Raw genomic sequence first — 23,939 nt, forward strand, 5'->3', positions numbered from 1 at the left:
GCCGTGTGGGCCATGGCTATTCTCGCGCTTCCCCTCGGGTCGACCGCCGCCGCGAGGGCGAACCCGCCTCCAAGCGCGGCGACGTCGACGGTGTTCCAGGTCCCGGTGCGGTTCGTCGTGGGATGTCTGGGCAGTACGTTCCCGTGCTGGAACCTGCCGCCGCTCATGACCATGTCGCCGTCGGCAACGGCGGGTGTGCCCGGCGTGGTGACCTTCGCGACGGAGCGTGCGGCGGACTGGACCTACTGCGTTGATGTGACGGTGAATTGGTGGAACCTGAGCACCGGTGCCGCCGGCACCACCGCGCTCCGGATCGCGGAGCGGGACTACACGCGGCCCATCGCACCGGAGGATTGGTGCCGGTACGCCCCCGCAACGGCGGTCACGGGCAGCGGTACGGTCGTCGCGATCGCCGACGTCGAGACGGTCGTTCCTTACGGCTTGTGGGGGTACAAGATGCTGGTCAGCCCGGGGCTCGGCACCTTTCAGGTGCCGTAGTGCCGGACGGGGGCGGCATCTCTACGGCGAGACCTAGCTGCCGAACGGGATGCACAGAGAGCCCGTGCACGCTGTGGTGGCTGCGACGGAGAACGGCTGGTCGAGTCCGGCGGCCAGAACGGTGGGGGTGCCGCCGGTGGCGGGCAGGGAGACCACGGAGCCGTTACTCGAGCCTGCAATGCCCGCGGCCGCGACGTACACCGTGCCCGCCGAGACGGTGAGACCGAACGGGCGGACGAGTCCGGTCGTCAGGACGGTGGGGGTGCCGCCGGTGGCCGGCAGGGAAACCACGGATCCGTCCCCGGCGACCGCGACGTGGAGGGTGCCGCCGGTGACGTCGATTCCCGCCGGGAGATTCAGGCCGGCGGCCAGCACGGTGGGGGTGCCGCCGGTGACGGGCACGGCGATGACGGAACCGGTGCCGGGCGTCCCCGCGCCTGCGAGGGTGACGTAGAGGGTGCTGCCTGCGACGGCGACCCCGACCGGTTGCTGGAGACCGGTGACGACCGGGCTGGGTGTGCCACCGCCTGCGGGCAGGGCGACGACGTTGCCGGAATCGAACTCGGTGACGTAGAGCGTCCCGCCGGACACCGCCACGTCGAATGCGTTACCCAGGCCGGTGGCGAGGGTGGTGGGGCTGCCGCCCGCGGCGGGCACCGACACGACCGAGGCGCCGGCGGTGACGAACAGCGTGTCACCGGACACCGCTATCCCACCCGGCCCGGCGATCCCGGTGGCCACGGTGCTCGGGGTGCCGCCGGTGGCGGGCAGGGACAGCACGGAACCGGTGCCGTTCTCGGTCACGTAGAGCGTGGTCGCGGCCGGCACCGCCGAGGTGGCGGGTGCGGCGGCCACCGCGGTGGCGAGGATCAGCGCGCCGGTGGCGACGGCCGCCCGACGGCCGAGTCGGGTGAACGGTGATCGGCGCATCGGCAGTCCTCTCGTCGCCCGTGCCCGGAAGAATACCGCCGACGCAGCGCGATCCACTGCGATTCGGCGGCTCAGACCTCCGCGGCGACGGGAGGCTTGACCCCGACGACCGGGCACTGCGCCTCGAGGAGCACCCGCTGCGCGACGCTGCCCATGAGGAGTTTGCCGACGGGGGAGCGGCGCCGCATGCCGAGGACGAGGAGTTCGGCGGCGGAGTCGTAGGACGCGTCGATGAGGTTGTCGGCGTGGGAGCGGCCGGGTTCGTTCCGCGCGATGCGGTAGTCGACGCCGGCCGCGTCCGCTTCCTCCCTGGCGGAGTGCAGTTCGGCCTCGAACCCGGGCTCCGAGGCGCTGTCGCCGTCGGCGATCACCACGAGATCTGTTGCGCGCATGCGTGCTTCGGTGAACCCGAAGGTGAGGGCGCCACGACCTTCGACGGTCGGGACGTAACTGAGAACGACGCTCATCGTGACCTCGGCTCGAGAACGGGGGTGGTCAGGGTGCCCTGGGCGAGGTACTCGTCGAGGTTCTGCAGGGTCAGAGCCTCCATCGCGGCGCGGGTCTCGGTCGTGCCGCTCCCGACGTGGGGGAGGAGGACGACGGTGTCGAGTGCGAGGAGTGCTTCGGGAACGTGGGGTTCCCGGGTGAACACGTCCAGTCCGGCGCCGGCGAGTTTGCGTTCGGTGAGCAGTTCGACGAGCGCGTCCTCGTCGACGACGCTTCCGCGTGCCACGTTGATCAGGTAGCCGTCGGGCCCGAGTGCTTCGAGAACCTCTCGGTCCACGAGCTTTTGGGTTCCCTTGCCGCCGGCCGCGGCGACGATCAGCACGTCGACCCCGGCGGCGAGGGCGGCGGCCGAATCGACGTATGCGAACGGCGAACCGGGGATCTCCCGCCGATTGTGGTACGAGATCGTGCAGCCGAAGCCGGTGAGGCGGGCGGCGATGGCGGAGCCGATGCGGCCGAGTCCGACGATGCCGACCCGCGTGCCGCTCACCTTCCGGGTGAGGGGGAAATTGCCCTCGGCGGGCCAGCGGCCGGCGCGCACGAAACGGTCGGAGGCGGAGAATCCGCGGAGTGTGTCGATCAGCAGTCCGACGGCGGTGTCGGCGACGCAGTCGGTGAGAACGTCGGGGGTGTTGCTGACGCCGATTCCGAGTTCTTCGGCGCGCTCGACATCCGTTGTGTCGTAACCGACTCCGAAGTGCACGATGGCCCCGAGGTTCGGTAGTTCGGTCATCAGCGCGGCGTCGACTCCGGTGCGACCGGACGTCACGACGGCGGTGACGGTTTCGCCGTGCTCGGCGAGAAAGCCGCTGCGGACTTCTCCGAGCGGGAGGGTGAGGGCGTCGTACTTCTCGGAGAGCGTTGCGGTGAGCGACGGCTTCAGCGTCCCGACCTGCAGGACCCGGCCTCCCGAAACAGTCTGTACGGCAGCTTCTTTCACGGACGCCTCTGCGGTCACCATCGTGCCTCCTGACGAGTGGCGACGCGGCTGTCCGCGCCGCCGGTTATCCGTAAGTTAAGCGGCCCTCGGAATACCTGTCCAACACGTAAATAACATGGATCGATACTGAAACGGCATTGGTCGGCGGCGCGCTGACGTGCGCAGATGCCGAATCGTCCTGTATGTGCCGGTCAGGGGCCCGCCGGGGTGATCGCAGTCTCCTCGATATCGCGCCTGTGATGGCCCTCACGAGCCGTTTTGTGCCGTCACCCCCTGTTGACGCCCCTCCGGGCCGCTCATAGCGTGTGTCTACCGTCACAGGCGGGCCCTCTTCACTCGCGTCGAGTACGCGACACATCCCTACGGAGGACACCATGAGCCCTGCACGTTCGCTGCAGCAGGGAACCCGATACCGCGTCGTCGTCGTGGCCACCGCCGCACTGACGGTGCCGGCTCTGGCGGCAGGTTGCTCGGTCGCCAATTCGAGCCACAGCGACGCTGCCAGCCCCGACACGTTGCGGATCGTGCTCCCGCAGGAGCCGCCCACGCTCGAGCCCTGCGACGCGTCACTCACCTCGACCGGAGTCGTCGTCCGCTCCAACATCACCGAGCCCCTGGTGGAACGCAACGCCGACACCGGCGACCTCGAGCCGAAGCTCGCCGACTCGTGGGAGCAGACCTCGGACACGGTCTGGACGTTCCGGATCCGTCCCGGTGTCACGTTCAGCGACGGCAGCGCGTTCGACGCCGAGGACGCCGCGTTCTCGATCGACCGCACCGTCAACTCGACCATCGGCTGCGACGTCGACGGGTACGTCTTCGGCGACGACGCGCTCGTCGTGAACGCGGTCGACTCGTCGACCGTGACGGTCCAGACGCCCGCCGCCGACCCGATCCTGCCGCTGCGGATCTCGTTCGTGGAGATGGTGCCGTCCACCACCGACACCAAGGACAAGGTGCGCGATCCCATCGGCACCGGCCCCTACAAGATCGACTACTGGGATCACGGCCAGCGGCTGGCCCTGGTCCGCAACGACACGTACTGGGGCACGGCCCCCGAGTACGCGCGGGCGATCTACCAGTGGCGCGCCGAGGGCAGTGTGCGGGCGGCGATGGTGGTGAACGACGAGGCCGAACTCGCCACTTCGCTCGGCCCGGAGGACGGCGCCGGCGATCTCGGTGCCGCCTACCCCAACAACGAAACCACCGCGCTGCGCATCGACGGCAGCCAGGCGCCGCTCGACGACTACCGCGTCCGCGAGGCCATCGACCTCTCCGTCAACCGCGCGGGAATCGTCAAGGCGCTGTTCCAGGGCCTCGGCGAGCCGGCCGGGCAACTCGTCGGCAGCAGCATCGTCGGGTTCGACCCGGACCTGCAGCCGACCCCCTACGACCCCGACCGTGCCGCGCAACTGGTGGCGGAGGCCAAGGCCGACGGCGTTCCCGTCGACAAGCAGATCCGGCTGATCGGGCGCACGGGACAGTTCCCCAAGATCAACGAGACCGTCGAGGTGATCCAGAACTCGCTGAGCAAGGCCGGCCTGAACGTGAAGATCGAGATGATGGACACGGCTGCTCAGTTGGAGTACCAGGTCCGGCCGTACCCGCAGAGCGGGCCGGTGATGCTGGTGATCCAGCACGGCAACCAGGCGGGTGACGCCCAGTTCACCGTCGACCAGTACATGCGCAGCGACGGTTACCAGAGTTACTTCGGCACAGCAGGTTACGACGCACAGATCGACGCCGCCGAGAAGCTCGTCGGCGATGCCCGCCAGGACGCGTTCGCATCGGTACTGGCGAACGAGCCGGAGGAGATCCGGCAGTTCGCGTACATCGCCCACATGAACGGGGTGCTCGCCAAGGCCCCGACCGTGCAGTACACGCCCAACTCCGCGACCGGCGACGAGATGCGCCTGAGCGAGATGACCCACGCGGACACATCCGCAAACGGCTAAGCCCTCTTCCCAGCCCCCGGAGGAATTGTGATGTCCCAACCGAACCCGATCCGAAGGCGGTGAGTCATGTTCGCCTTCCTGCGCCGACGCGTCTACACCAGCCTCGTTCCTCTCCTCGTCGTCCTCTTCGGTGTGTTCCTGCTTGCCCGCCTCACCGGCGACCCGACCAACCTCTACCTCCCGGTCTCCGCGACCCCCGACCAGCGCACCGAGTTCGCGGCCGAGAACGGCCTCGACAAGCCGGTGCTGAGCCAGATGGCCGACTACCTGTCCGGGGTCGCCCACCTGGACTTCGGGGAGTCGCTGCGCACCGGTGAATCCGCCGCGGCCATGGCGCTTCGGGCGTTCCCCGCCACGTTGCAGCTGGCGTTCTTCACGATGCTGCTCGCGATCATCGGTGCCGTCGTGATCGGTTGCTGGGCGGCGTACCGGCCGAACTCGCTCGCCGACCGGATCTCCAGCCTGCTGTCGATGACGGCGGCCAGCATCCCCGACTTCTGGTTCGCCATCACCGGCGTGTGGATCTTCGCGGTGGTGCTGGGGGTGCTGCCCACGTCGGGCACCGGAAGCGCACTGGCGTGGATCCTGCCGATCGCGACCCTGCTGATCCGCCCGCTCGGCGTGCTCACCCAGGTGGTGCGCGGCGCGATGGTGTCGGCGCTGTCCGCACCATACGTACGTCTTGCCCGCAGCAAGGGCGCAGGCGACCTGCGCGTCGTGAGCCATCACGCGCTCCGCAACGCCGCTGCCCCGGCGCTGACGGTGGCGGGCGACCTCACCGTCGGCCTGGTCAACGGCGCCGTCGTCGTCGAGGCGATCTTCGGGTGGCCCGGCATCGGCAAGCTGATGATCGACGCGATCCTGCAGCGCGATTTCGCGGTCCTGCAGGCGGCGGTGCTCCTGACCGCGGTCAGCATCTTCGTCCTCAACATCCTGATCGACGCGGGCTACGCACTGCTCGACGCGCGTGTCCGCGAGAAGACCAAGGTCTAGGAGGCCGCCGACATGTCCATAGACAACGCTCCCCGCCTCGACGGAGCCGGCGGCGTCCACCAGGACCCCGACGAGACGTTCCCGACCCTCGCCGCCCCCGGCGGAGAAGCCGCTCCGGCACCCAAGCCCGCACGGAACAAGACACCGTTGTGGAAACTGCTCCTGCGGGACCGGATGGCCACGGTCGCGGCGGCGATCCTGGTGTTCGTATTCCTCGTCGCCGTCTTCGGCCCGTGGCTGGTCGGCGACGCCGCAACCGATCAGAACCTCGACCAATCCAACCTCGCCCCGTTCCACGTGGCGAACGGGTGGATGAACATCCTCGGCACCGACCCGCTCGGGCGCAGCATGCTGGCCCGGTTGATCGTCGCGTGCCGCACCACCCTGCTGGTGGCGCTGCCCGCGGTCGCGCTGTCCTGCATCGTCGGGTCGCTCATCGGCATGTGGGCGGGTTACCACCGCGGCTGGCGGGAGACGACGGCGATGCGCGTCGCCGACGTCATCATGAGCTTCCCGTCGCTGCTGATGGCCGTCGTCGTCCTGTACGTGTTCTCGCCCAGCGCGGCGAACATCGTCCTGGTCCTGGCGATCACCCGCATCCCGATCTACCTCCGCACCGCCCGCGCGGAGTCGGCGGAACTGCAGAGCCGGTTGTTCGTGGACGCCGCACGCACGTTCGGCGCCGGCAGCGGGGCCGTCATCCGCAGGCACGTGTTCCCCATCCTGTTGCCGACTCTGCTCACCGTCGCCACCCTCGACTTCTGCTACGTGATGCTCGCCGAGTCGTCGCTGAGCTTCCTCGGCATCGGCATCCAGCCGCCCGACATCAGCTGGGGCCTGATGGTGTCCCAGGGCCGGACATACCTGCAGACGGCGTGGTGGCTGTCCTTCTTCCCCGGGCTCGCCATCGTCGTCACCACCGTGTCGGCGACCGTGCTCGCCGCGTGGGCCCGGATCGCCACCGACCCCGCCCAGCGCTGGCGCCTGACCGTCCCGCGGTCGCGTCGCTCCCGGCTGTTCCCCACCCGAAAGGTCGTCTCATGAGTGCACCTGCACCGGCTGTCGAATCACCCGACTTCGCAGACACCGACCGCGTCGCACTCGAGGTCGCGGATCTCACCGTCGACCTGCGCACCCCCTCGGGCACGGTCCGGGCCGTCGACCACGTGTCGTTCACCGCGCGACGCGGGGAGACCCTCGCGTTGCTCGGTGAGTCGGGGTGCGGCAAGTCGATGACCGCGCAGGCGCTCGTCGGCCTGCTCGAGCCGATCGCCGACGTCACCGACGGCTCGGTCCGCCTCGGCGACGTCGACCTGGTGACGGCGAAGGCGAAGACCCGCCGCGCCCTCGCCGCCACCGAACTCGCCATCGTGTTCCAGGACGCGCTGACCGCGCTCAACCCCGTCTACACCGTCGGCAAGCAGTTGGCCGAACCGTTCCGGATCCACCGCGGACTGTCCGCGAAAGAGGCGCGGCGCGAAGCGATCTCGCTGATGCAGAGGGTCGGGATTCCCGAACCCGAATCGCGCGTCGACTCCTACCCGCACCAGTTCTCCGGCGGCATGCGGCAGCGCCTGCTGATCGCGATGGCCGTCGCACTCAGCCCGACGGTCCTGCTCGCCGACGAGCCGACCACCGCACTCGACGTCACCGTTCAGGCGCAGATCATGTCGCTGCTGCGGGACCTGCGTACCGAGCACGACATGGCCGTCATCCTCATCACCCACGACCTCGCGCTGGTGGCGGAGGAGGCCGACCGCGTCGCGATCATGTACGCGGGCAACGTCGTCGAGACCGGACCGGTCGCCGAGGTCTTCTCCTCGCCACAGCACCCGTACACCAAGGGCCTGCTCGATTCGGTCCCCGTGCACGCGGTCCGCGGCGAGGACCTGAAGTCGATCGGCGGCACCCCGCCCGACCTGCACTCCATTCCGTCCGGCTGCGTCTACCAGGCGCGCTGCCCGCTCGCCCGCGACCTGTGCCGCACCACCCGCCCGTCGCTCGCCGGCGTCGCGGCCGGCCGCCGCTCGGCGTGCCATTTCCCCGAGGAGGTCTGACATGTCCGAGTCGATTCTGAAGGTGCGGGGCCTCACCAAGACGTTCAAGGTGCCTGCCAACGCGGCGGGCAAGAACCAGTTGCGTGCGCTCGACGGCATCGACCTCGACCTCGCCCGCGGCGAAACGCTCGGGCTCGTCGGCGAATCGGGCTGCGGCAAGTCCACCCTCGCCCGGACGCTGATGATGCTCGAGCGTCCCGACTCCGGTTCGGTGACGTGGGACGGCGTCGACCCGTTCTCGCTCAAGGGCAAGGATCTGCTGGCGCTGCGCCGCCGGGTGCAGATGGTGTTCCAGGACCCGTACGCGTCGCTGAACTCCCGGATGTCGGCGGCCGACATCATCGCCGAGCCGTGGCGCACCCACAAGACGATGTACAAGACCAGCCGCGACCGGGCGGCGCGGGTGCGCGAACTGCTGCACCTCGTGGGACTGCGGCCGAGCGACGAGCACCGCTACCCGCAGGAGTTCTCCGGCGGTCAGCGTCAGCGTCTCGGGATCGCCCGGGCCCTGGCGCTGAACCCGAGCGTCGTCATCTGCGACGAACCCGTGTCGGCCCTCGACCTGTCGGTGCAGGCTCAGGTGCTCAATCTGCTGAACGACCTGCAGAAACAGCTCGGCATCTCGTACGTGTTCATTTCGCACGACCTGTCCGTGGTCCGGCACGTCGCCGACCGCGTCGCCGTGATGTACCTCGGCCGGATCGTGGAGACGGGTGCGACGGACGCCGTCTTCGACCGTCCCGCCCACCCGTACACCGAGGCTCTGATGTCGGCGGCACCGAAGCTGGACGCCGGATCCCGCGGCAAGAGGATCATCCTCGAGGGTGAGGTCCCGTCGCCGCTGAACCCGCCGTCGGGCTGCCGGTTCCGCACCCGCTGCGCGCACGCCACCGACATCTGCGCGAGCACGGTGCCGCCCGCCGCCGTCGACGCGCGCGAAAGCGGCCACGTCGCCGAGTGCCACCATCCTCGCCGTCCGGTCGCGCTCGGCGTGCCGGTCGCGGTCGGGTGAGCGGGGCCGAGTTCGCGGTCATCGCGCTCGCCGTCTTTCTCGCCTCGTGCATGCAGGCGTCGATCGGATTCGGGATGGGCATGCTCGCGGCACCGGTCGTGGCGCTCGTCGATCCGAGCCTGCTGCCCGGGACGCTGATCATGACGGCAACGGTCGTGACGGTGATGGTGGTGTGGCGGGAACGGGAAGCCCTGGACCTGACCGGCACGGGGTGGGCTCTGGCCGGCCGGGTGCCGGGCACCATCGCGGGCGCGGTACTGCTGGCGGTGCTGCCGGAACGGGGGTTGTCGCTGCTGCTCGCGGGCGTGGTGCTGTCCGGGGTCGTCTGCGCGACCCTGGGCTGGGCGCCGCCGCCGCGACGCCGGAACCTCGCCGTCGCCGGGGCCGCGTCGGGTCTTCTCGGCACGGCCACGTCGATCGGCGGGCCACCGATGGCGCTGGTGATGCAGGGGTCGAAGGGGGCGCAGCTGCGCGGCAACATGAGCGCGTTCTTCCTGGTGGGCTCCACGCTGTCGGTCGCCGTTCTCGCCGCGACGGGTTCGGTGCATCGCGAGTCGGCGGTGATGTTCGCGTTGCTCGTCCCGGTGACGGTGCTCGGATACGTGGCGTCGCGTTTCGTGAACCGCCACCTGGACGCGTCTCGCCTGCGCCGGACGTCGATCGCGGTGTCCTGTGTGGGCGCGCTGATGCTGATCGCGCAGCAGCTTCTCTGATGCAGTGTCTGCATCGTTCGATGCTCAACAAGTCTTGGACATGTATCGATCGGGCCACTTAGAGTTTTCGTTGTGAGGCGCCTCACGGGCGGCGCTGCGCTGTGAAGGAAGGTTTCGGAAGATGAGTACAACGAGCACCCCGGTCGTCACCGACATGCGAGTGGTCCCGATCGCGGGACACGACAGCATGCTCCTGAACCTGTCCGGCGCGCATGCCCCGTACTTCACCCGGAACCTGGTGATCCTCACCGATTCCGACGGCAACACCGGTGTCGGCGAGGTCCCCGGCGGTGAGCCGATCCGGCGTACCCTCGAGGACGCCCGCGCCATCGTGACCGGGCGCAGCATCGGCGAGTACAACGGCGTGCTCGCCGACCTGCGGCGCACGTTCGCCGACCGCGACTCCGCAGGCCGCGGCAACCAGACGTTCGACCTCCGCGTCGCGATCCACGCCGTCACCGCCGTCGAGTCGGCGCTCCTCGACGTTCTCGGGCAGCACCTCGGTGTCCCCGTCGCGGCACTGCTCGGCGACGGTCAGCAGCGGGAGAAGGTGCAGGCGCTCGGCTACCTCTTCTTCGTCGGCGACCGCAACAAGACCGACCTGGATTATCAGTCGGGTGCGGGCGAGTCCGACGACTGGCTGCGCCTGCGGCACGAGGAGGCGCTGACACCGGACGCTGTCGTGCGGCTCGCCGAGGCCGCCCAGGCGCGGTACGGGTTCGCCGACTTCAAGCTCAAGGGCGGCGTCCTCGCGCCCCGCGAGGAGGCGGCGGCCGTCACGGCGCTGGCCGAGCGGTTCCCCGACGCCCGGGTCACCCTCGACCCCAACGGTGGGTGGCTGCTGTCGGAGGCCATCGAGACCTGCCGTGGACTGAAGGACGTGCTCGCGTACGCCGAGGACCCGGTCGGCCCCGAGGGCAGCTTCTCCGGCCGCGAGGTGATGAGCGAGTTCAAGCGCGCCACCGGACTGCCGACCGCCACCAACATGATCGCCACCGACTGGCGCGAGATGGGGCACACCATTCGCTCCGGCGCCGTCGACATCCCCCTCGCCGACCCGCATTTCTGGACGATGGCCGGATCGGTCCGAGTCGCCCAGCTCTGCGATGCGTGGGGCCTGACGTGGGGATCGCATTCCAACAACCACTTCGACGTGTCGCTCGCCATGTTCACCCACGTGGCCGCCGCGGCCCCGGGCGACATCACCGCCATCGACACCCACTGGATCTGGCAGGACGGTCAGCGGATCACCAGAGACCCGTACGAGATCGAGGGCGGCTACCTGACCGTGCCGTCGACGCCGGGCCTCGGGGTGGAGCTCGACATGGACCGGGTCGAGGCCGCACACGAGCTGTACCTCCAGAAGGGTCTCGGCGCACGCGACGACTCGGTCGGCATGCAGTTCCTGGTGCCCGGCTGGTCGTTCGACAGCAAGCGCCCGGCCCTGGTCCGCGCCTGATGAAGATCGTCGTCGGCGACCGGAATCTGCTGCCGCATCGCGAACTGTTCGAGTCGGGGTTGCCGTCCGGCGCCGTGGTGTCCTGGCATCGGAAGTTCGACGAGTCGGCGATCGTCCCCGACCTCGCCGACGCCGACGTGTACGTGGGCGGCCGGTTCACCGCCGCGATGGCGGCCGCCGCACCGAAGCTGCGGCTGCTGCACGTCGCCGGCGCGGGCACCGACAACGTGGCCTTCGACGCCCTTCCCCCCGACACCCTGGTCGCCAACACCTTCCACCACGAGGACTCGATCGCGGAGTACATCGTGTCGTCGGCGCTGATGCTGCGCCGCGGATTCCTCGGTCACGACCGCGCCCTCCGCGGCGACGTATGGGCGACGTCGGTCTACGACGACGCGATCGCGCAGTCCCGGTCCATGCGTGGTGCGCGGATCGGATTCGTCGGCTTCGGTCACATCGGCGGGAGGTCGTGGAGCCTGCTCCGTGCGTTCGGCGCAGAAGGCCGCGCGGTCACCGGGCGGGGAAATCTCGATGCCGAGGCGGAAGGCCTGGACTGGGCGGGCGACAACACGTCGCTGCTCCGCCTCATGACCGAGTCCGACGTCGTGGTCGTGTCCGCGCCTTTGAACGATCACACCCGCGGAATGATCGGCGGGCCGGAACTCGAGGCGCTCGGGCCCGACGGAGTCCTGATCAACGTCGGGCGCGGCCCCCTCGTTCGGGAACAGCCGCTGTACGACGCACTGGCGTCGCACCGGATCGCGGCCGCGGCCATCGACGTCTGGTACTCCTATCCCGATGCCGGCGGTCACGGCGCGCCGAGCGCACTGCCATTCCGCGACCTGCCGAACGTCCTGATGACCCCGCACTCGTCGGGCGTCACCGACCACACGTTCCTCGGCCGCGTCCGCGACATCACCGACAACATCCGCCGGCTGGACACGGGGCAGACGGTCCTGCGCACCTGTGGCTGAGGAAGACACAGTCTTGCGACCTTCTATATAGGACTCCTTATATAGAGGGAGTCGGTGTCGGCGAGAGTGACAGAACCTGAAGGATCGACGGCCGGAATCGCTGCGACCAGGCGATTTGGAAAACGGCGCACGGTTCGCGTAACTTATTCCAAGTCAGAGCGACACGGACACCGACCTTCACCGCAAGGTGAATGCCACGAGGTTGTACGAAGTGCCTGGCCAATCCGAAGTTCACCATCGTGTATGGTTGTGCTTCAACCCCGGAATGTCTTCAGCGGGTGCCGGTTTGCGCCGGTCAGCCCAATGAGATAAGCTGGAAAAGTTGCCCCGGAGCGGCTGGCGAGTGAGCCAGAAGTGATGGTGTGCGCGTGTTCTTTGAGAACTCAACAGTGTGTCGATGAATGTCAGTGCCAAATGTTTTTGGTACTCCACATCACGAATTGCTTTCGGGGCCTTCGGGTTTCGGGGTGTTGTGGTGTGGGTATTTGCTGGCTCTCTTCCTTCTTCCGTCGGTGGGGGGTCAGTGTTTGATTGAAGCTAGTTTGAGTTTTTTTGCTAGTGATTTGACTCGATGTCTATGACTGATTGCCGGTTCTGCCGGCCATCTTGAGTCTTCAACGGAGAGTTTGATCCTGGCTCAGGACGAACGCTGGCGGCGTGCTTAACACATGCAAGTCGAGCGGTAAGGCCCTTCGGGGTACACGAGCGGCGAACGGGTGAGTAACACGTGGGTGATCTGCCCTGCACTTCGGGATAAGCCTGGGAAACTGGGTCTAATACCGGATATGACCGATGGCTGCATGGCTGTTGGTGGAAAGGTTTACTGGTGCAGGATGGGCCCGCGGCCTATCAGCTTGTTGGTGGGGTAATGGCCTACCAAGGCGACGACGGGTAGCCGACCTGAGAGGGTGACCGGCCACACTGGGACTGAGACACGGCCCAGACTCCTACGGGAGGCAGCAGTGGGGAATATTGCACAATGGGCGAAAGCCTGATGCAGCGACGCCGCGTGAGGGATGACGGCCTTCGGGTTGTAAACCTCTTTCAGCAGGGACGAAGCGAAAGTGACGGTACCTGCAGAAGAAGCACCGGCCAACTACGTGCCAGCAGCCGCGGTAATACGTAGGGTGCAAGCGTTGTCCGGAATTACTGGGCGTAAAGAGCTCGTAGGCGGTTTGTCGCGTCGTCTGTGAAAACTCGAGGCTCAACCTCGAGCTTGCAGGCGATACGGGCAGACTTGAGTACTGCAGGGGAGACTGGAATTCCTGGTGTAGCGGTGAAATGCGCAGATATCAGGAGGAACACCGGTGGCGAAGGCGGGTCTCTGGGCAGTAACTGACGCTGAGGAGCGAAAGCGTGGGTAGCGAACAGGATTAGATACCCTGGTAGTCCACGCCGTAAACGGTGGGCGCTAGGTGTGGGTTTCCTTCCACGGGATCCGTGCCGTAGCTAACGCATTAAGCGCCCCGCCTGGGGAGTACGGCCGCAAGGCTAAAACTCAAAGGAATTGACGGGGGCCCGCACAAGCGGCGGAGCATGTGGATTAATTCGATGCAACGCGAAGAACCTTACCTGGGTTTGACATATACCGGAAAGCCGTAGAGATACGGCCCCCCTTGTGGTCGGTATACAGGTGGTGCATGGCTGTCGTCAGCTCGTGTCGTGAGATGTTGGGTTAAGTCCCGCAACGAGCGCAACCCTTGTCTTATGTTGCCAGCACGTAATGGTGGGGACTCGTAAGAGACTGCCGGGGTCAACTCGGAGGAAGGTGGGGACGACGTCAAGTCATCATGCCCCTTATGTCCAGGGCTTCACACATGCTACAATGGCCGGTACAGAGGGCTGCGATACCGTGAGGTGGAGCGAATCCCTTAAAGCCGGTCTCAGTTCGGATCGGGGTCTGCAACTCGACCCCGTGAAGTCGGAGTCGCTAGTAATCGCAGATCAGCAACGCTGCGGTGAATACGTTCCCGGGCCTTGTACACACCGCCCGTCACGTCATGAAAGTCGGTAACACCCGAAGCCGGTGGCCTAACCCCTCGTGGGAGGGAGCCGTCGAAGGTGGGATCGGCGATTGGGACGAAGTCGTAACAAGGTAGCCGTACCGGAAGGTGCGGCTGGATCACCTCCTTTCTAAGGAGCACATCTCCAATGCTGGTGTCACACAGGTGACAACGGGTTGGCAGAGACCGTTGAGTCCTCATCAGTAGGACTGCGGACGCTCATGGGTGGAACACTGACAAGCATTCTTCTCGATGACTGCCGGCCCGAGTGCCGGCGGCGGGAAGAGTTATATCGATGCACTGTTGGGTCCTGAGAGAACACGCAATGTGTTTCCTCTACAGGAAAGTAACGACAAGCAAGCACTGCAGGTCAAACCGCGGGCGTTGTGGAGGGTTTCGGCTCTTCTCGGTGTCTGGTCTGGTGTCTGCGCGAGGTGGTTGGTTGTGTGTTGTTTGAGAACTGCACAGTGGACGCGAGCATCTTTGTTGTAAGTAATGAAGAGCGTACGGTGGATGCCTTGGCACCAGGAGCCGATGAAGGACGTAGGAGGCTGCGATAAGCCTCGGGGAGCTGTCAACCGAGCTGAGATCCGAGGATGTCCGAATGGGGAAACCCAGCACGAGTGATGTCGTGTTACCCGCACCTGAATATATAGGGTGTGTGGAGGGAACGTGGGGAAGTGAAACATCTCAGTACCCACAGGAAGAGAAAACAATAGTGATTCCGTGAGTAGTGGCGAGCGAAAGCGGAAGAGGCTAAACCATGGATGTGTGATAGCCGGCAGGTGTTGCATTCGTGGGGTTGTGGGGTTCATCTTGTCAATGCTGCCGTGTTGGCCGACAGTAAGAAATCATTGTGTTAGTGGAAGTGGTCTGGAACGGCCTGTCGTAGAGGGTGAGAATCCCGTACACGAAAACATGATGACTGTCGTGATGGAAACCCAAGTAGCACCGGGCCCGTGAAATCTGGTGTGAATCTGTCGGGACCACCCGATAAGCCTGAATACTCCCTGGTGACCGATAGCGGACTAGTACCGTGAGGGAAAGGTGAAAAGTACCCCGGGAGGGGAGTGAAATAGTACCTGAAACCGTGCGCTTACAATCCGTCAAAGCCTTCGAGCCACTTGTGGCTGGGGGTGATGGCGTGCCTTTTGAAGAATGAGCCTGCGAGTTAGTGGCATGTCGCGAGGTTAACCCGTGTGGGGTAGCCGTAGCGAAAGCGAGTCCGAATAGGGCGTCCGTAGTGGCATGTTCTAGACCCGAAGCGGAGTGATCTACCCATGGCCAGGTTGAAGCGACGGTAAGACGTCGTGGAGGACCGAACCCACTTAGGTTGAAAACTGAGGGGATGAGCTGTGGGTAGGGGTGAAAGGCCAATCAAACTCCGTGATAGCTGGTTCTCCCCGAAATGCATTTAGGTGCAGCGTCGCGTGTTTCTCACCGGAGGTAGAGCTACTGGATGGTCTAGGGGGCCCACAAGCTTACCGAAATCAGCCAAACTCCGAATGCCGGTGAGTGAGAGCGCGGCAGTGAGACTGCGGGCGATAAGGTTCGTAGTCGAGAGGGAAACAGCCCAGATCGCCAGCTAAGGTCCCTAAGCGTGTACTAAGTGGAAAAGGATGTGGGGTCGCGAAGACAACCAGGAGGTTGGCTTAGAAGCAGCCACCCTTGAAAGAGTGCGTAATAGCTCACTGGTCAAGTGATCCTGCGCCGACAATGTAGCGGGGCTCAAGTACACCACCGAAGCTGCGGCACTCACACAATGCACCCCTTGATTCTGCGGAGTCTTGGGCAGTGGTGTGGGTGGGTAGGGGAGCGTCGTGTGGCCATGGAAGCGGCGGGGTGACCCAGCCGTGGAGGCCACACGAGTGAGAATGCAGGCATGAGTAGCGAAAGACGAGTGAGAAACTCGTCCGCCGAATGACCAAGGGTTCCTGGGCCAGGTTAATCCGCCCAGGGTGAGTCGGGACCTAAGACGAGGCCGACAGGCGTAGCCGATGGACAACGGGTTGATATTCCCGTACCCGTGTGAACGCGCCCCTGGTGAATCAGTGATACTAACCATCCTGAAGCGTCCTTACGTCCCTTCGGGGGCCCTGGATGTGGATGCATGGGACCTGATCTGGTAGTAGCCAAGCGATGGGGTGACGCAGGAAGGTAGCTGAGCCAGTCAGTGGTAATACTGGTGTAAGCCTGTAGGGCGAACGGTAGGCAAATCCGCCGTTCACACAGCCTGAGAGGTGACGCATAGCCGAATGAGGCGAATTCAGTGATCCTATGCTGCCGAGAAAAGCCTCTAGCGAGCTTTCACACGGCCCGTACCCCAAACCGACACAGGTGGTCAGGTAGAGAATACTAAGGCGATCGAGATAACTATGGTTAAGGAACTCGGCAAAATGCCCCCGTAACTTCGGGAGAAGGGGGGCCTCGTCCGGTGATGGAACTTGCTTCCTGAGCTGGGTGGGGCCGCAGAGACCAGTGAGAAGCGACTGTTTACTAAAAACACAGGTCCGTGCGAAGTCGTAAGACGATGTATACGGACTGACGCCTGCCCGGTGCTGGAAGGTTAAGAGGACCGGTTAGCCACTTGTGGCGAAGCTGAGAATTTAAGCCCCAGTAAACGGCGGTGGTAACTATAACCATCCTAAGGTAGCGAAATTCCTTGTCGGGTAAGTTCCGACCTGCACGAATGGCGTAACGACTTCTCAGCTGTCTCAACCATAGACTCGGCGAAATTGCATTACGAGTAAAGATGCTCGTTACGCGCGGCAGGACGAAAAGACCCCGGGACCTTCACTACAGCTTGGTATTGGTGTTCGGTTCGGTTTGTGTAGGATAGGTGGGAGACTGTGAAGCGCTCACGCCAGTGAGTGTGGAGTCGTTGTTGAAATACCACTCTGATCGTATTGGACCTCTAACCTCGGACCATGATCTGGTTCAGGGACAGTGCCTGGTGGGTAGTTTAACTGGGGCGGTTGCCTCCCAAAATGTAACGGAGGCGCCCAAAGGTTCCCTCAGCCTGGTTGGCAATCAGGTGTCGAGTGCAAGTGCACAAGGGAGCTTGACTGTGAGACTGACAGGTCGAGCAGGGACGAAAGTCGGGACTAGTGATCCGGCACCGGCAAGTGGAAGCGGTGTCGCTCAACGGATAAAAGGTACCCCGGGGATAACAGGCTGATCTTCCCCAAGAGTCCATATCGACGGGATGGTTTGGCACCTCGATGTCGGCTCGTCGCATCCTGGGGCTGGAGTAGGTCCCAAGGGTTGGGCTGTTCGCCCATTAAAGCGGCACGCGAGCTGGGTTTAGAACGTCGTGAGACAGTTCGGTCTCTATCCGCCGCGCGCGTTAGAAACTTGAGGAAGGCTGTCCCTAGTACGAGAGGACCGGGACGGACGAACCTCTGGTGTGCCAGTTGTTCCACCAGGAGCACCGCTGGTTAGCTACGTTCGGAAGGGATAACCGCTGAAAGCATCTAAGCGGGAAGCCTGTTCCAAGATGAGGTTTCTCACCCCCTCGAGGGGGTAAGGCCCCCGGCAGACCACCGGGTTGATAGGCCAGAACTGGAAGCCCGGTAACGGGTGCAGGTGACTGGTACTAATAGGCCGAGGACTTACCACAAAGAAGCTACGCGTCCACTGTGCAGTATCTGAAACAACACACACGTTTCGGAACTGAAGAAGAAGAACCACCACCACCATCGGTCCAACGATGTGTGGGTTGTGTCTTCGCTGATGTTCCGTGTGACAGTTTCATAGAGTTACGGCGGCCATAGCGGAGGGGAAACGCCCGGTCCCATTCCGAACCCGGAAGCTAAGCCCTCCAGCGCCGATGGTACTGCACCCGACAGGGTGTGGGAGAGTAGGACACCGCCGAACATCCGTTACCGAAAGGGGACCCAATATACTGGGTCCCCTTTCGTGGTTTGTGTGAAAGGGCCGAACATCCGTTACCGAAAGCCCCCCAACATTGTTGGGGGGCTTTCGGCATTTCCAGAACACTTTCACGATGGCGCAGCGAAAACTGTTGCGGCACGATCCTTGTCGACCGTGCCCGGCGTCCGTCAGTAGTTGCCGCAGGTGTCGGCGATCGTCAGCGCCTTCGCGCGCCACTCGACAGCCGGACCCTCGGTCGGGACGGTCTCCAGCCGGGTCTTCAGCTGCGGGTGCGAATCGAGGACGGCCTGACGATCGGCAGGGGACTTCGAGAAGAAGTCGGCCAGCTGAGCCTTGCGCTCGGGTGCCTGATCCAGACGCGCGGCGAGCCGCGGGGTCACGTCGTGCATCGCCGCATCGATCTGGGCGAAGCTGCAGGTGCTGTTCACGAGGCGGGCGGAGTCGGTGTCGGCCGGATCCGCCGAAGCGATCCCCGGTACCAGCGCGGCGGCGGCGAGGGCGCCGGCTGCTGCGATGCCGAGGTGCAGACGTGCTCGTGAAACGTTCATGACGAGTCCTCCAATGTCGGTGGGTATGCCGGGGACACGTTAGGGGTACGAGTTGTGATTCTTCTGAGGACCGTCTGAGAATTGGACCCACGGTTACGTCGGGGCGGGCGAGATCATGGACACCACCGGACCCGTTGCGCGTCCGCGGTCGTCCAGGATGTGCCCGAGGTGTTTGCCGATCTGCATGACCACCGAGCGGTCCGCCACCCGCGACCCGGGCAGCAGCTTCTCCAGAAGAAGTTCGAACCGGTGGACGTCGTTGAGGGTGCGCAACCAGACGGCCATGATCAGGTTGTATTCGCTGGCCACGAGCACCGCCAACCGCACTTCCTCGATCTTGCCCAGCGAGGTCCTCAGGCGCTCGACGAGGGGCGCGGGAACCTGCATGAAGTACCAGGCGTAGATCGGCCATTCCGAGTAGCTCCGGGCGATGTCGGTGCGCAGTCGGAGGGAGCCGTCCCGCCGCATCGTCGCGATCGCGTCGGTGATGCGCTGGTTGCTGACGCCTGCGCGTTCCGCGATCGCCGTGGTCGGTGCGCGGCCGTCGATGCCCAGTTCGTGATGGATCAGTCGCTTGAGTACGGGCGCGACCGTCCGCGCTGCGCGGGGCCGCGGCGGACGGGCCGCGGGAACCATGGCGACTTGCTCCGCCGTCAGCGTCCGGAGCCGCCAGTTCCCGGCCTCGAAGAGGACCTCCGTGATGAGGTGCGTCCGGGCTCGCCGGATCGCCGGATACTCCCCGAGGCGGTGGAGCAGGAATCGTGACGTGTCCACAGAATCCTCTGCCATCAGGGTGAGCAGCAGGTCGCGTCCGCCCGCCGTGAAATCGATGCTCGCGACCATCGGATCTTCGGAGATGGCCTCCGCGGTGGAGACGGATTGTCCGGGTGCGCATTCGATTTCGATCAGTGCGCCGCGCCCGGGCGTCCCGGGGTCGTATCCGGTGATCCAGATCAGGCCGGCGTTGAGGAGCCGTTGGTATCGCCTCGACAACGTGACGGGGTCGACGGCCAGTGCGGGCGCGAGCGCCTTCCACGATGCCCGCGGCTCGATTTGCAGTGCATGGATGAGTGCGAAGTCGACGTCATCTGGTTCGTAATCCTGCATAGTTTGCCCTTCGATGCCGAGAATGCTGCAAATTTACACGACGGAATTCACGCGGCGGCACTCTTCGATGAGTCACTTTCCACTCGTCCTCTTGGAGTCGACATGAGTTCTTCGCCCCACATCCGGGGAGGCGACGCTGCCACTGCAGCGGTCGGGTTCCTCGTGGTCATGGAGTTCGCGAGCGGGTTGCTGCAGGGGTGGTTCTCCCCGCTGCTGCCCGCCATCGGCGAGCGCTTCGACGCGTCGTCCGCCGCATTGAACTGGGTGAGCGCCATGTACCTGCTGGGAACGGCCGCCTGCGTGCCGCTGATCGCCAAACTCGGGGACCTCTTCGGGCACAAACGCCTTCTCGTTCTCGCCACCACCTCCGTCGCGCTCGGTTCGTACCTCGTCGCGTTCGCGCCGTCCTACGAACTGCTGCTCGTCGGCCGTGCGCTGCAGGCACCGCTCGCGGCGTTCCTGCCGCTCGAATTCGCGATCGTGCGGGACCGCAACGCGGCCACGGCCGGCCGGAGCATCGGCCGCCTCGTCGGGTCGCTGACGCTGGGCGCCGCCGTCGGCGGCCTGCTCTCGGGATTCCTCCTCGACTCCGTCGTCGACAACGTCGGGCTGGTCCTGCTCGTCCCCGCCGTGCTCATGACGATCTGCCTGCCCGTCGTCTACTTCCTCGTCCCGGAGACGACGGTACGGAAGGAAGGAACAGTCGACTGGGCCGGTGCGGTCCTGCTCACGGTCGGACTGCTCGGCGTGCTCGGCGGTGTGTCCAACGCGAGCACCTGGGGTTGGACGAGCGCGCTGACGTGGTCGTCCATCGGCGTCGGGGCCGCGGTTCTCGTCGTGTGGGTGTTCGTGGAACGACGCGTCCAGCACCCCCTCGTGGACCTCGACGTCATCGGACGAGGGATGCGGGTACCGATGCTGATGGCGTTGCTGTTCGGCGCCCAGTTGTTCGGTGTCCAGACCCCCTGCGCCCTCTTCCTGCGTGCCGTGCCGGAGACGAACGGCTACGGGATGGGTGTCACCGCGTCCGTGACCGGCCTGATCCTGGCGCTGTTCGCGCTCGCGATGTTCGTCGGCGCGTCCGTCAGCGACCGGCTCGCCCGATCCGCCCTCACCGTCCCCGGATCCCTCGCGCTGGGTGCGCTGCTCTCGGCGGCGGCCTACGGACTGATGATCGTCGTCCCGGGGAGCGCACCACTGTTCGCCCTGTGGCTCGTCGTCGCGGGCCTCGGCGGCGGAGTGGTGGTCGGGGTGCTGCCCACCGTAATCGTGCAGCAGGCGCCGCCGGATTCGGTCGGCATCGCGTCCGGCCTCTACAACACGTCCCGCACCGCGGCGGGCGCCGTGTCCGGCGCCGTGTTCGCGCTCGTGATGTCGTCGATGGTCACCCCGGCACTCACCGCCGGCGGCAAGCAGATTCCCTCCGCGAGCGCCTATCACGTGGTCTGGGCGGTCTGCGCGGCACTGTGCGTCGTCACGGCCATCCTGGCGCGCAAACTCCGGTCTCCCGCGACGACCACCGAGAACGACAAGCCCACACTCGCCGACGGCGAGCAAGTACACGCCTGACAACCCGTGACACCGAACGAAAGGACATCGAAGTGTCTGTCGATCCACAACTCCTCGGCACCATCGACGAGCTCGGCCCGCAGTACGCCGCGTTGAGCGATGCCATCTGGGACAACCCCGAATTGCGTTGGGAGGAGCGCGCGTCCGTCGATGCGCAGATCGCTGCCGCCGAGGCGGAGGGCTTCACCGTCGCCCGGTCGGTGGCGGGAATCCCGACCGCATTCAGCGCGGAAGCGGGCAGTGGTCAACCGGTGATCGCGATCGTCGGTGAGTACGACGCCCTCGCCGGGCTGAGTCAGAAGTCGGGAAGTGCTGTGCCGGAGCCGGAACCCGGCAACGAGTCCGGTAACGGGCAGGGCTGCGGCCACCACCTGCTCGGCGGCGGTTCACTCCTCGCCGCGACCGCCGTCAAGCGTTACCTCGACGCGAACGGCCTGCCCGGAACCGTCCGCTACTACGGCTGTCCCGCGGAGGAAGCAGCCGCCGGAAAGACGTTCATGGTCAAGGAAGGTGCCTTCGACGATGTCGCCGCCGCCGTGTCCTGGCATCCCGGCGACACCACCACCGTGCAACGGATCCGGACCCTCGCCTACGTCCAGGCGTACGTCCGGTTCACCGGCATCGCCGCGCACGCCGGAGTGTCCCCCGAACGTGGCCGCAGTGCACTCGACGCCCTCGAATTGATGAACGTGGGCACGAACTTCCTGCGTGAGCACATGCCGTCGGACTGCCGGATCCACTACGCCATCCTCGACACCGGAGGCCGCTCGCCGAATGTCGTGCAGGCGTCCGCCGAGGCCTACTACCTGGTGCGCTCGCCCGACGTGGCCGGCATGCGCGAGCTGTTCGCCCGCGTGACGAAGATCGCCGAAGGCGCCGCCCTGATGACGGAGACGACGGTCGAGATCGAGATCGACGGCGGCTGCTCGGACATCCTGCCCAACGTCGTCCTCGAGGATTCGATGCAGGAGCGGCTCCGCGAGCTCGGGCCGGTGCCCTTCGACGACTTCGATCTCGCGTCCGCGGAGGCGTTCGTCACCAAGACAGCGTCGGGACGCACGGCGAGCACGCTCGGCGGTGAATTCGACGGCGACGGAAACGCTCTGCACACCGGGATCGTCACGTTCGACGCGCGCTCGCTGCGCCCGACGATGACCGGCTCCAGCGACCTCGGCGACGTCAGCTGGGTGACGCCGCTCGTGCAGTGCGCCACGGCGTGCGTCGGTGTCGGCACGGCCGCCCACTCGTGGCAGATGGTCGCGCAGGGCAAACTGCCCGCCGCGCACAAGGGGATGATCCACGCCGCGAAGATCATGGCCTCGACCGCCGTGGACCTCCTGACGGATGCCGAGCTGCTGGCGTCGGCGCGCAAGGAATTCAGTACCCGCACGACGCAAACTCCCTACGACTCACCGCTTCCCGACGGGGTCGTCGCGCCGCCCCTGCGTGACGTCGTCGTCACGCAGTGACCGTCGTTCACATTTACCAGGAAGGCACCCGCCCATGACTCTCGCCACCTCCGCAGGCGACACCACCGACGCGCGCGCGGTCGCGCTGAAGGATGCTGCGGCGCAGATTATCCGGAACAACGAGCAAAAGCTGCTCGAACTCAGCCATCGTATTCACGACACCCCCGAGATCGCGTTCGAGGAGCACCGCGCGGCCGCGCTCGTCGGGGACACGCTCCGGAACGCCGGCTTCGATACCACCGTCGGCGTCTACGGACTCGACACGGCCGTCGAGGCGACCTACGGAAGCGGCGACCTCACCGTCGCGATCTGCGCCGAGTACGACGCACTGCCCGAGGTCGGACACGCTTGCGGGCACAACATGATCGCGGCCGCCGGGGTCGGCACCGCACTCGCGCTCGCGGCCGTCGCCGACGAGGCCGGACTCCGGATCAAACTGCTGGGCACACCCGCCGAGGAGCACGGCGGCGGCAAGATTCCCATGCTCGAGGCCGGCGCGTGGGAGGACGCGGCGCTGTCGCTGATGGTCCACGGCACGTCGGGGACGGACATGCCCTGCGCCTCGCTGTGGATGCAGGCGGTCGACCGGTTCGAGGTCACGTTCACCGGCCGCGCCGCACACGCCGCCGGCGCACCCGAGCACGGGATCAACGCCGGAGCCGCCGCGACGATCGCATTGAACGCCATCGGGCTGGTCCGTCAGCAGTTCCGGGCGAAGACGCGCGTCAACGCGTTTGTCTCACACGGCGGCGACGTCACCAACATCATCCCGGCCCGGACGGTCGTGCAGGTCGAGGTGCGGGCACCGGAGATCGACGAGTGGCGCGAGGTGAAGGAGCGGGTGCTCGCCTGCTTCGAGGCGGGTGCGATCGCGACCGGATGCGAGTGGGCGTACGAGGCGACGGAACCGCCGTACGCGCCGATGCTGAACAACCCGGTGCTGGCGGACCTCTGGGACCGGAACGTGCAGGCCACCGGCCGCGAACTGACCTCCGCGGAGCTCGGCGGCGGGTCCAGCGACATGGGCAACGTGTCCCAGGTCGTGCCGTCGATCCACCCGGGGATCGCCATCCTCGGGAGCACCGCGATCCCGCACAACGCCGACTTCGCCGACGCCGCAGCGACTCCCGCCGCCGACACGGCGATCATCGACGGTGCGACGGCGCTGGCATGGACGGTCCTCGACGCCGCACTGGACGCCGACGTCCGCGGCGAGCTGCTCCGGCTGCAGGCGGAACGCCCGGAGGGATACACCCGGACCGCGAACTGGGCCTGAAAGCGTACGACGATGCCCACCGCCGAGATCGGGCG

At 65.9% G+C, this 23,939-nt stretch carries 17 protein-coding genes and 3 rRNA genes; 15 read left to right on the forward strand and 5 right to left on the reverse strand.

What is annotated here, in order from left to right; genetic code table 11:
- Positions 1-12 precede the first annotated feature (12 nt).
- Entirely contained in the window at positions 13-498 is a 486-nt protein-coding gene (locus I1A62_RS28615) for a hypothetical protein (RefSeq protein ID WP_257890569.1), read from the forward strand.
- Positions 499-531: 33 nt separating this feature from the next.
- Here I1A62_RS28615 and I1A62_RS28620 read toward each other — a convergent pair whose 3' ends face one another.
- From I1A62_RS28620 to I1A62_RS28630, 3 genes are all read right to left on the reverse strand, one after another.
- Positions 532-1,428 (reverse strand): hypothetical protein, encoded by an 897-nt coding sequence (locus tag I1A62_RS28620; RefSeq protein WP_219455631.1) that lies wholly within the window; start codon positions 1,426-1,428, stop codon positions 532-534.
- Between the two features lie 71 nt (positions 1,429-1,499).
- Positions 1,500-1,895 (reverse strand): universal stress protein, encoded by a 396-nt coding sequence (locus tag I1A62_RS28625; protein ID WP_219455633.1) that lies wholly within the window; start codon positions 1,893-1,895, stop codon positions 1,500-1,502.
- The gene (locus tag I1A62_RS28630) at positions 1,892-2,896 is read right to left on the reverse strand and encodes a 2-hydroxyacid dehydrogenase (protein ID WP_219455635.1); all 1,005 of its coding nucleotides are present in this window, start codon (positions 2,894-2,896) and stop codon (positions 1,892-1,894) included. The genes I1A62_RS28625 and I1A62_RS28630 overlap by 4 nt, the downstream gene beginning before the upstream one ends.
- Positions 2,897-3,249: 353 nt before the next feature.
- Between I1A62_RS28630 and I1A62_RS28635 the strand changes: the two genes are divergently transcribed.
- The 11 genes from I1A62_RS28635 to rrf all read left to right on the forward strand — a co-directional run bounded on the left by I1A62_RS28635 (position 3,250) and on the right by rrf (position 17,917).
- Positions 3,250-4,830 (forward strand): ABC transporter substrate-binding protein, encoded by a 1,581-nt coding sequence (locus I1A62_RS28635; protein ID WP_124395291.1) that lies wholly within the window; start codon positions 3,250-3,252, stop codon positions 4,828-4,830.
- Positions 4,831-4,896: 66 nt separating this feature from the next.
- A complete protein-coding gene (locus I1A62_RS28640; RefSeq protein ID WP_219455636.1) occupies positions 4,897-5,823 on the forward strand; it encodes an ABC transporter permease in 927 nt (308 codons plus the stop codon).
- Positions 5,824-5,835: 12 nt separating this feature from the next.
- Positions 5,836-6,867 carry an ABC transporter permease gene (locus tag I1A62_RS28645; protein ID WP_219455637.1) on the forward strand — a complete coding sequence of 344 codons (1,032 nt, stop codon included), beginning with the start codon at positions 5,836-5,838 and terminating at the stop codon, positions 6,865-6,867.
- Positions 6,864-7,880 (forward strand): ABC transporter ATP-binding protein, encoded by a 1,017-nt coding sequence (locus I1A62_RS28650; protein ID WP_219455639.1) that lies wholly within the window; start codon positions 6,864-6,866, stop codon positions 7,878-7,880. The genes I1A62_RS28645 and I1A62_RS28650 overlap by 4 nt, the downstream gene beginning before the upstream one ends.
- Before the next feature lies 1 nt (position 7,881).
- On the forward strand, positions 7,882-8,892 hold the full coding sequence (locus I1A62_RS28655; RefSeq protein WP_219455640.1) for an ABC transporter ATP-binding protein: 1,011 nt from the start codon (positions 7,882-7,884) through the stop codon (positions 8,890-8,892).
- A complete protein-coding gene (locus I1A62_RS28660; protein WP_219455641.1) occupies positions 8,889-9,605 on the forward strand; it encodes a sulfite exporter TauE/SafE family protein in 717 nt (238 codons plus the stop codon). The genes I1A62_RS28655 and I1A62_RS28660 overlap by 4 nt, the downstream gene beginning before the upstream one ends.
- A gap of 121 nt (positions 9,606-9,726) precedes the next feature.
- Entirely contained in the window at positions 9,727-11,064 is a 1,338-nt protein-coding gene (gene gudD / locus I1A62_RS28665) for a glucarate dehydratase (protein WP_124395297.1), read from the forward strand.
- Positions 11,064-12,038, forward strand: coding sequence for a 2-hydroxyacid dehydrogenase (locus I1A62_RS28670; protein WP_219455644.1), 975 nt, complete (start codon positions 11,064-11,066; stop codon positions 12,036-12,038). Before gudD ends, I1A62_RS28670 begins: the two co-directional genes overlap by 1 nt.
- Before the next feature lie 614 nt (positions 12,039-12,652).
- Positions 12,653-14,171 (forward strand): 16S ribosomal RNA (locus tag I1A62_RS28675).
- Positions 14,172-14,527: 356 nt separating this feature from the next.
- Positions 14,528-17,660 (forward strand): 23S ribosomal RNA (locus I1A62_RS28680).
- A gap of 140 nt (positions 17,661-17,800) precedes the next feature.
- Positions 17,801-17,917 (forward strand): 5S ribosomal RNA (rrf, locus tag I1A62_RS28685).
- The 16S, 23S and 5S rRNA genes sit together here, the layout of an rRNA operon.
- A 185-nt stretch (positions 17,918-18,102) precedes the next feature.
- On the opposite strand, the gene I1A62_RS28690 is transcribed toward rrf, so the two are convergent.
- Entirely contained in the window at positions 18,103-18,483 is a 381-nt protein-coding gene (locus tag I1A62_RS28690) for a hemophore-related protein (protein ID WP_124392015.1), read from the reverse strand.
- Between the two features lie 93 nt (positions 18,484-18,576).
- On the reverse strand, positions 18,577-19,590 hold the full coding sequence (locus I1A62_RS28695; protein WP_219455645.1) for an Lrp/AsnC family transcriptional regulator: 1,014 nt from the start codon (positions 19,588-19,590) through the stop codon (positions 18,577-18,579).
- Between the two features lie 102 nt (positions 19,591-19,692).
- On the opposite strand from I1A62_RS28695, the gene I1A62_RS28700 reads away from it, so the two are divergent.
- Genes I1A62_RS28700 through I1A62_RS28710 form a run of 3 tightly spaced genes read left to right on the forward strand, consistent with a single transcriptional unit; the run spans position 19,693 to position 23,904 of the window.
- Entirely contained in the window at positions 19,693-21,159 is a 1,467-nt protein-coding gene (locus I1A62_RS28700) for an MFS transporter (RefSeq protein WP_124392017.1), read from the forward strand.
- Positions 21,160-21,191: 32 nt separating this feature from the next.
- Positions 21,192-22,628 (forward strand): amidohydrolase, encoded by a 1,437-nt coding sequence (locus I1A62_RS28705; protein ID WP_219455647.1) that lies wholly within the window; start codon positions 21,192-21,194, stop codon positions 22,626-22,628.
- Between the two features lie 34 nt (positions 22,629-22,662).
- Positions 22,663-23,904, forward strand: a complete 1,242-nt coding sequence (locus I1A62_RS28710) for an amidohydrolase (RefSeq protein ID WP_219455648.1) — start codon at positions 22,663-22,665, stop codon at positions 23,902-23,904.
- The last annotated feature ends 35 nt before the right edge of the window (positions 23,905-23,939 follow it).

Source organism: Rhodococcus sp. USK10 (assembly GCF_019378875.1).
GTDB lineage: Bacteria > Actinomycetota > Actinomycetes > Mycobacteriales > Mycobacteriaceae > Rhodococcus_F > Rhodococcus_F pseudokoreensis.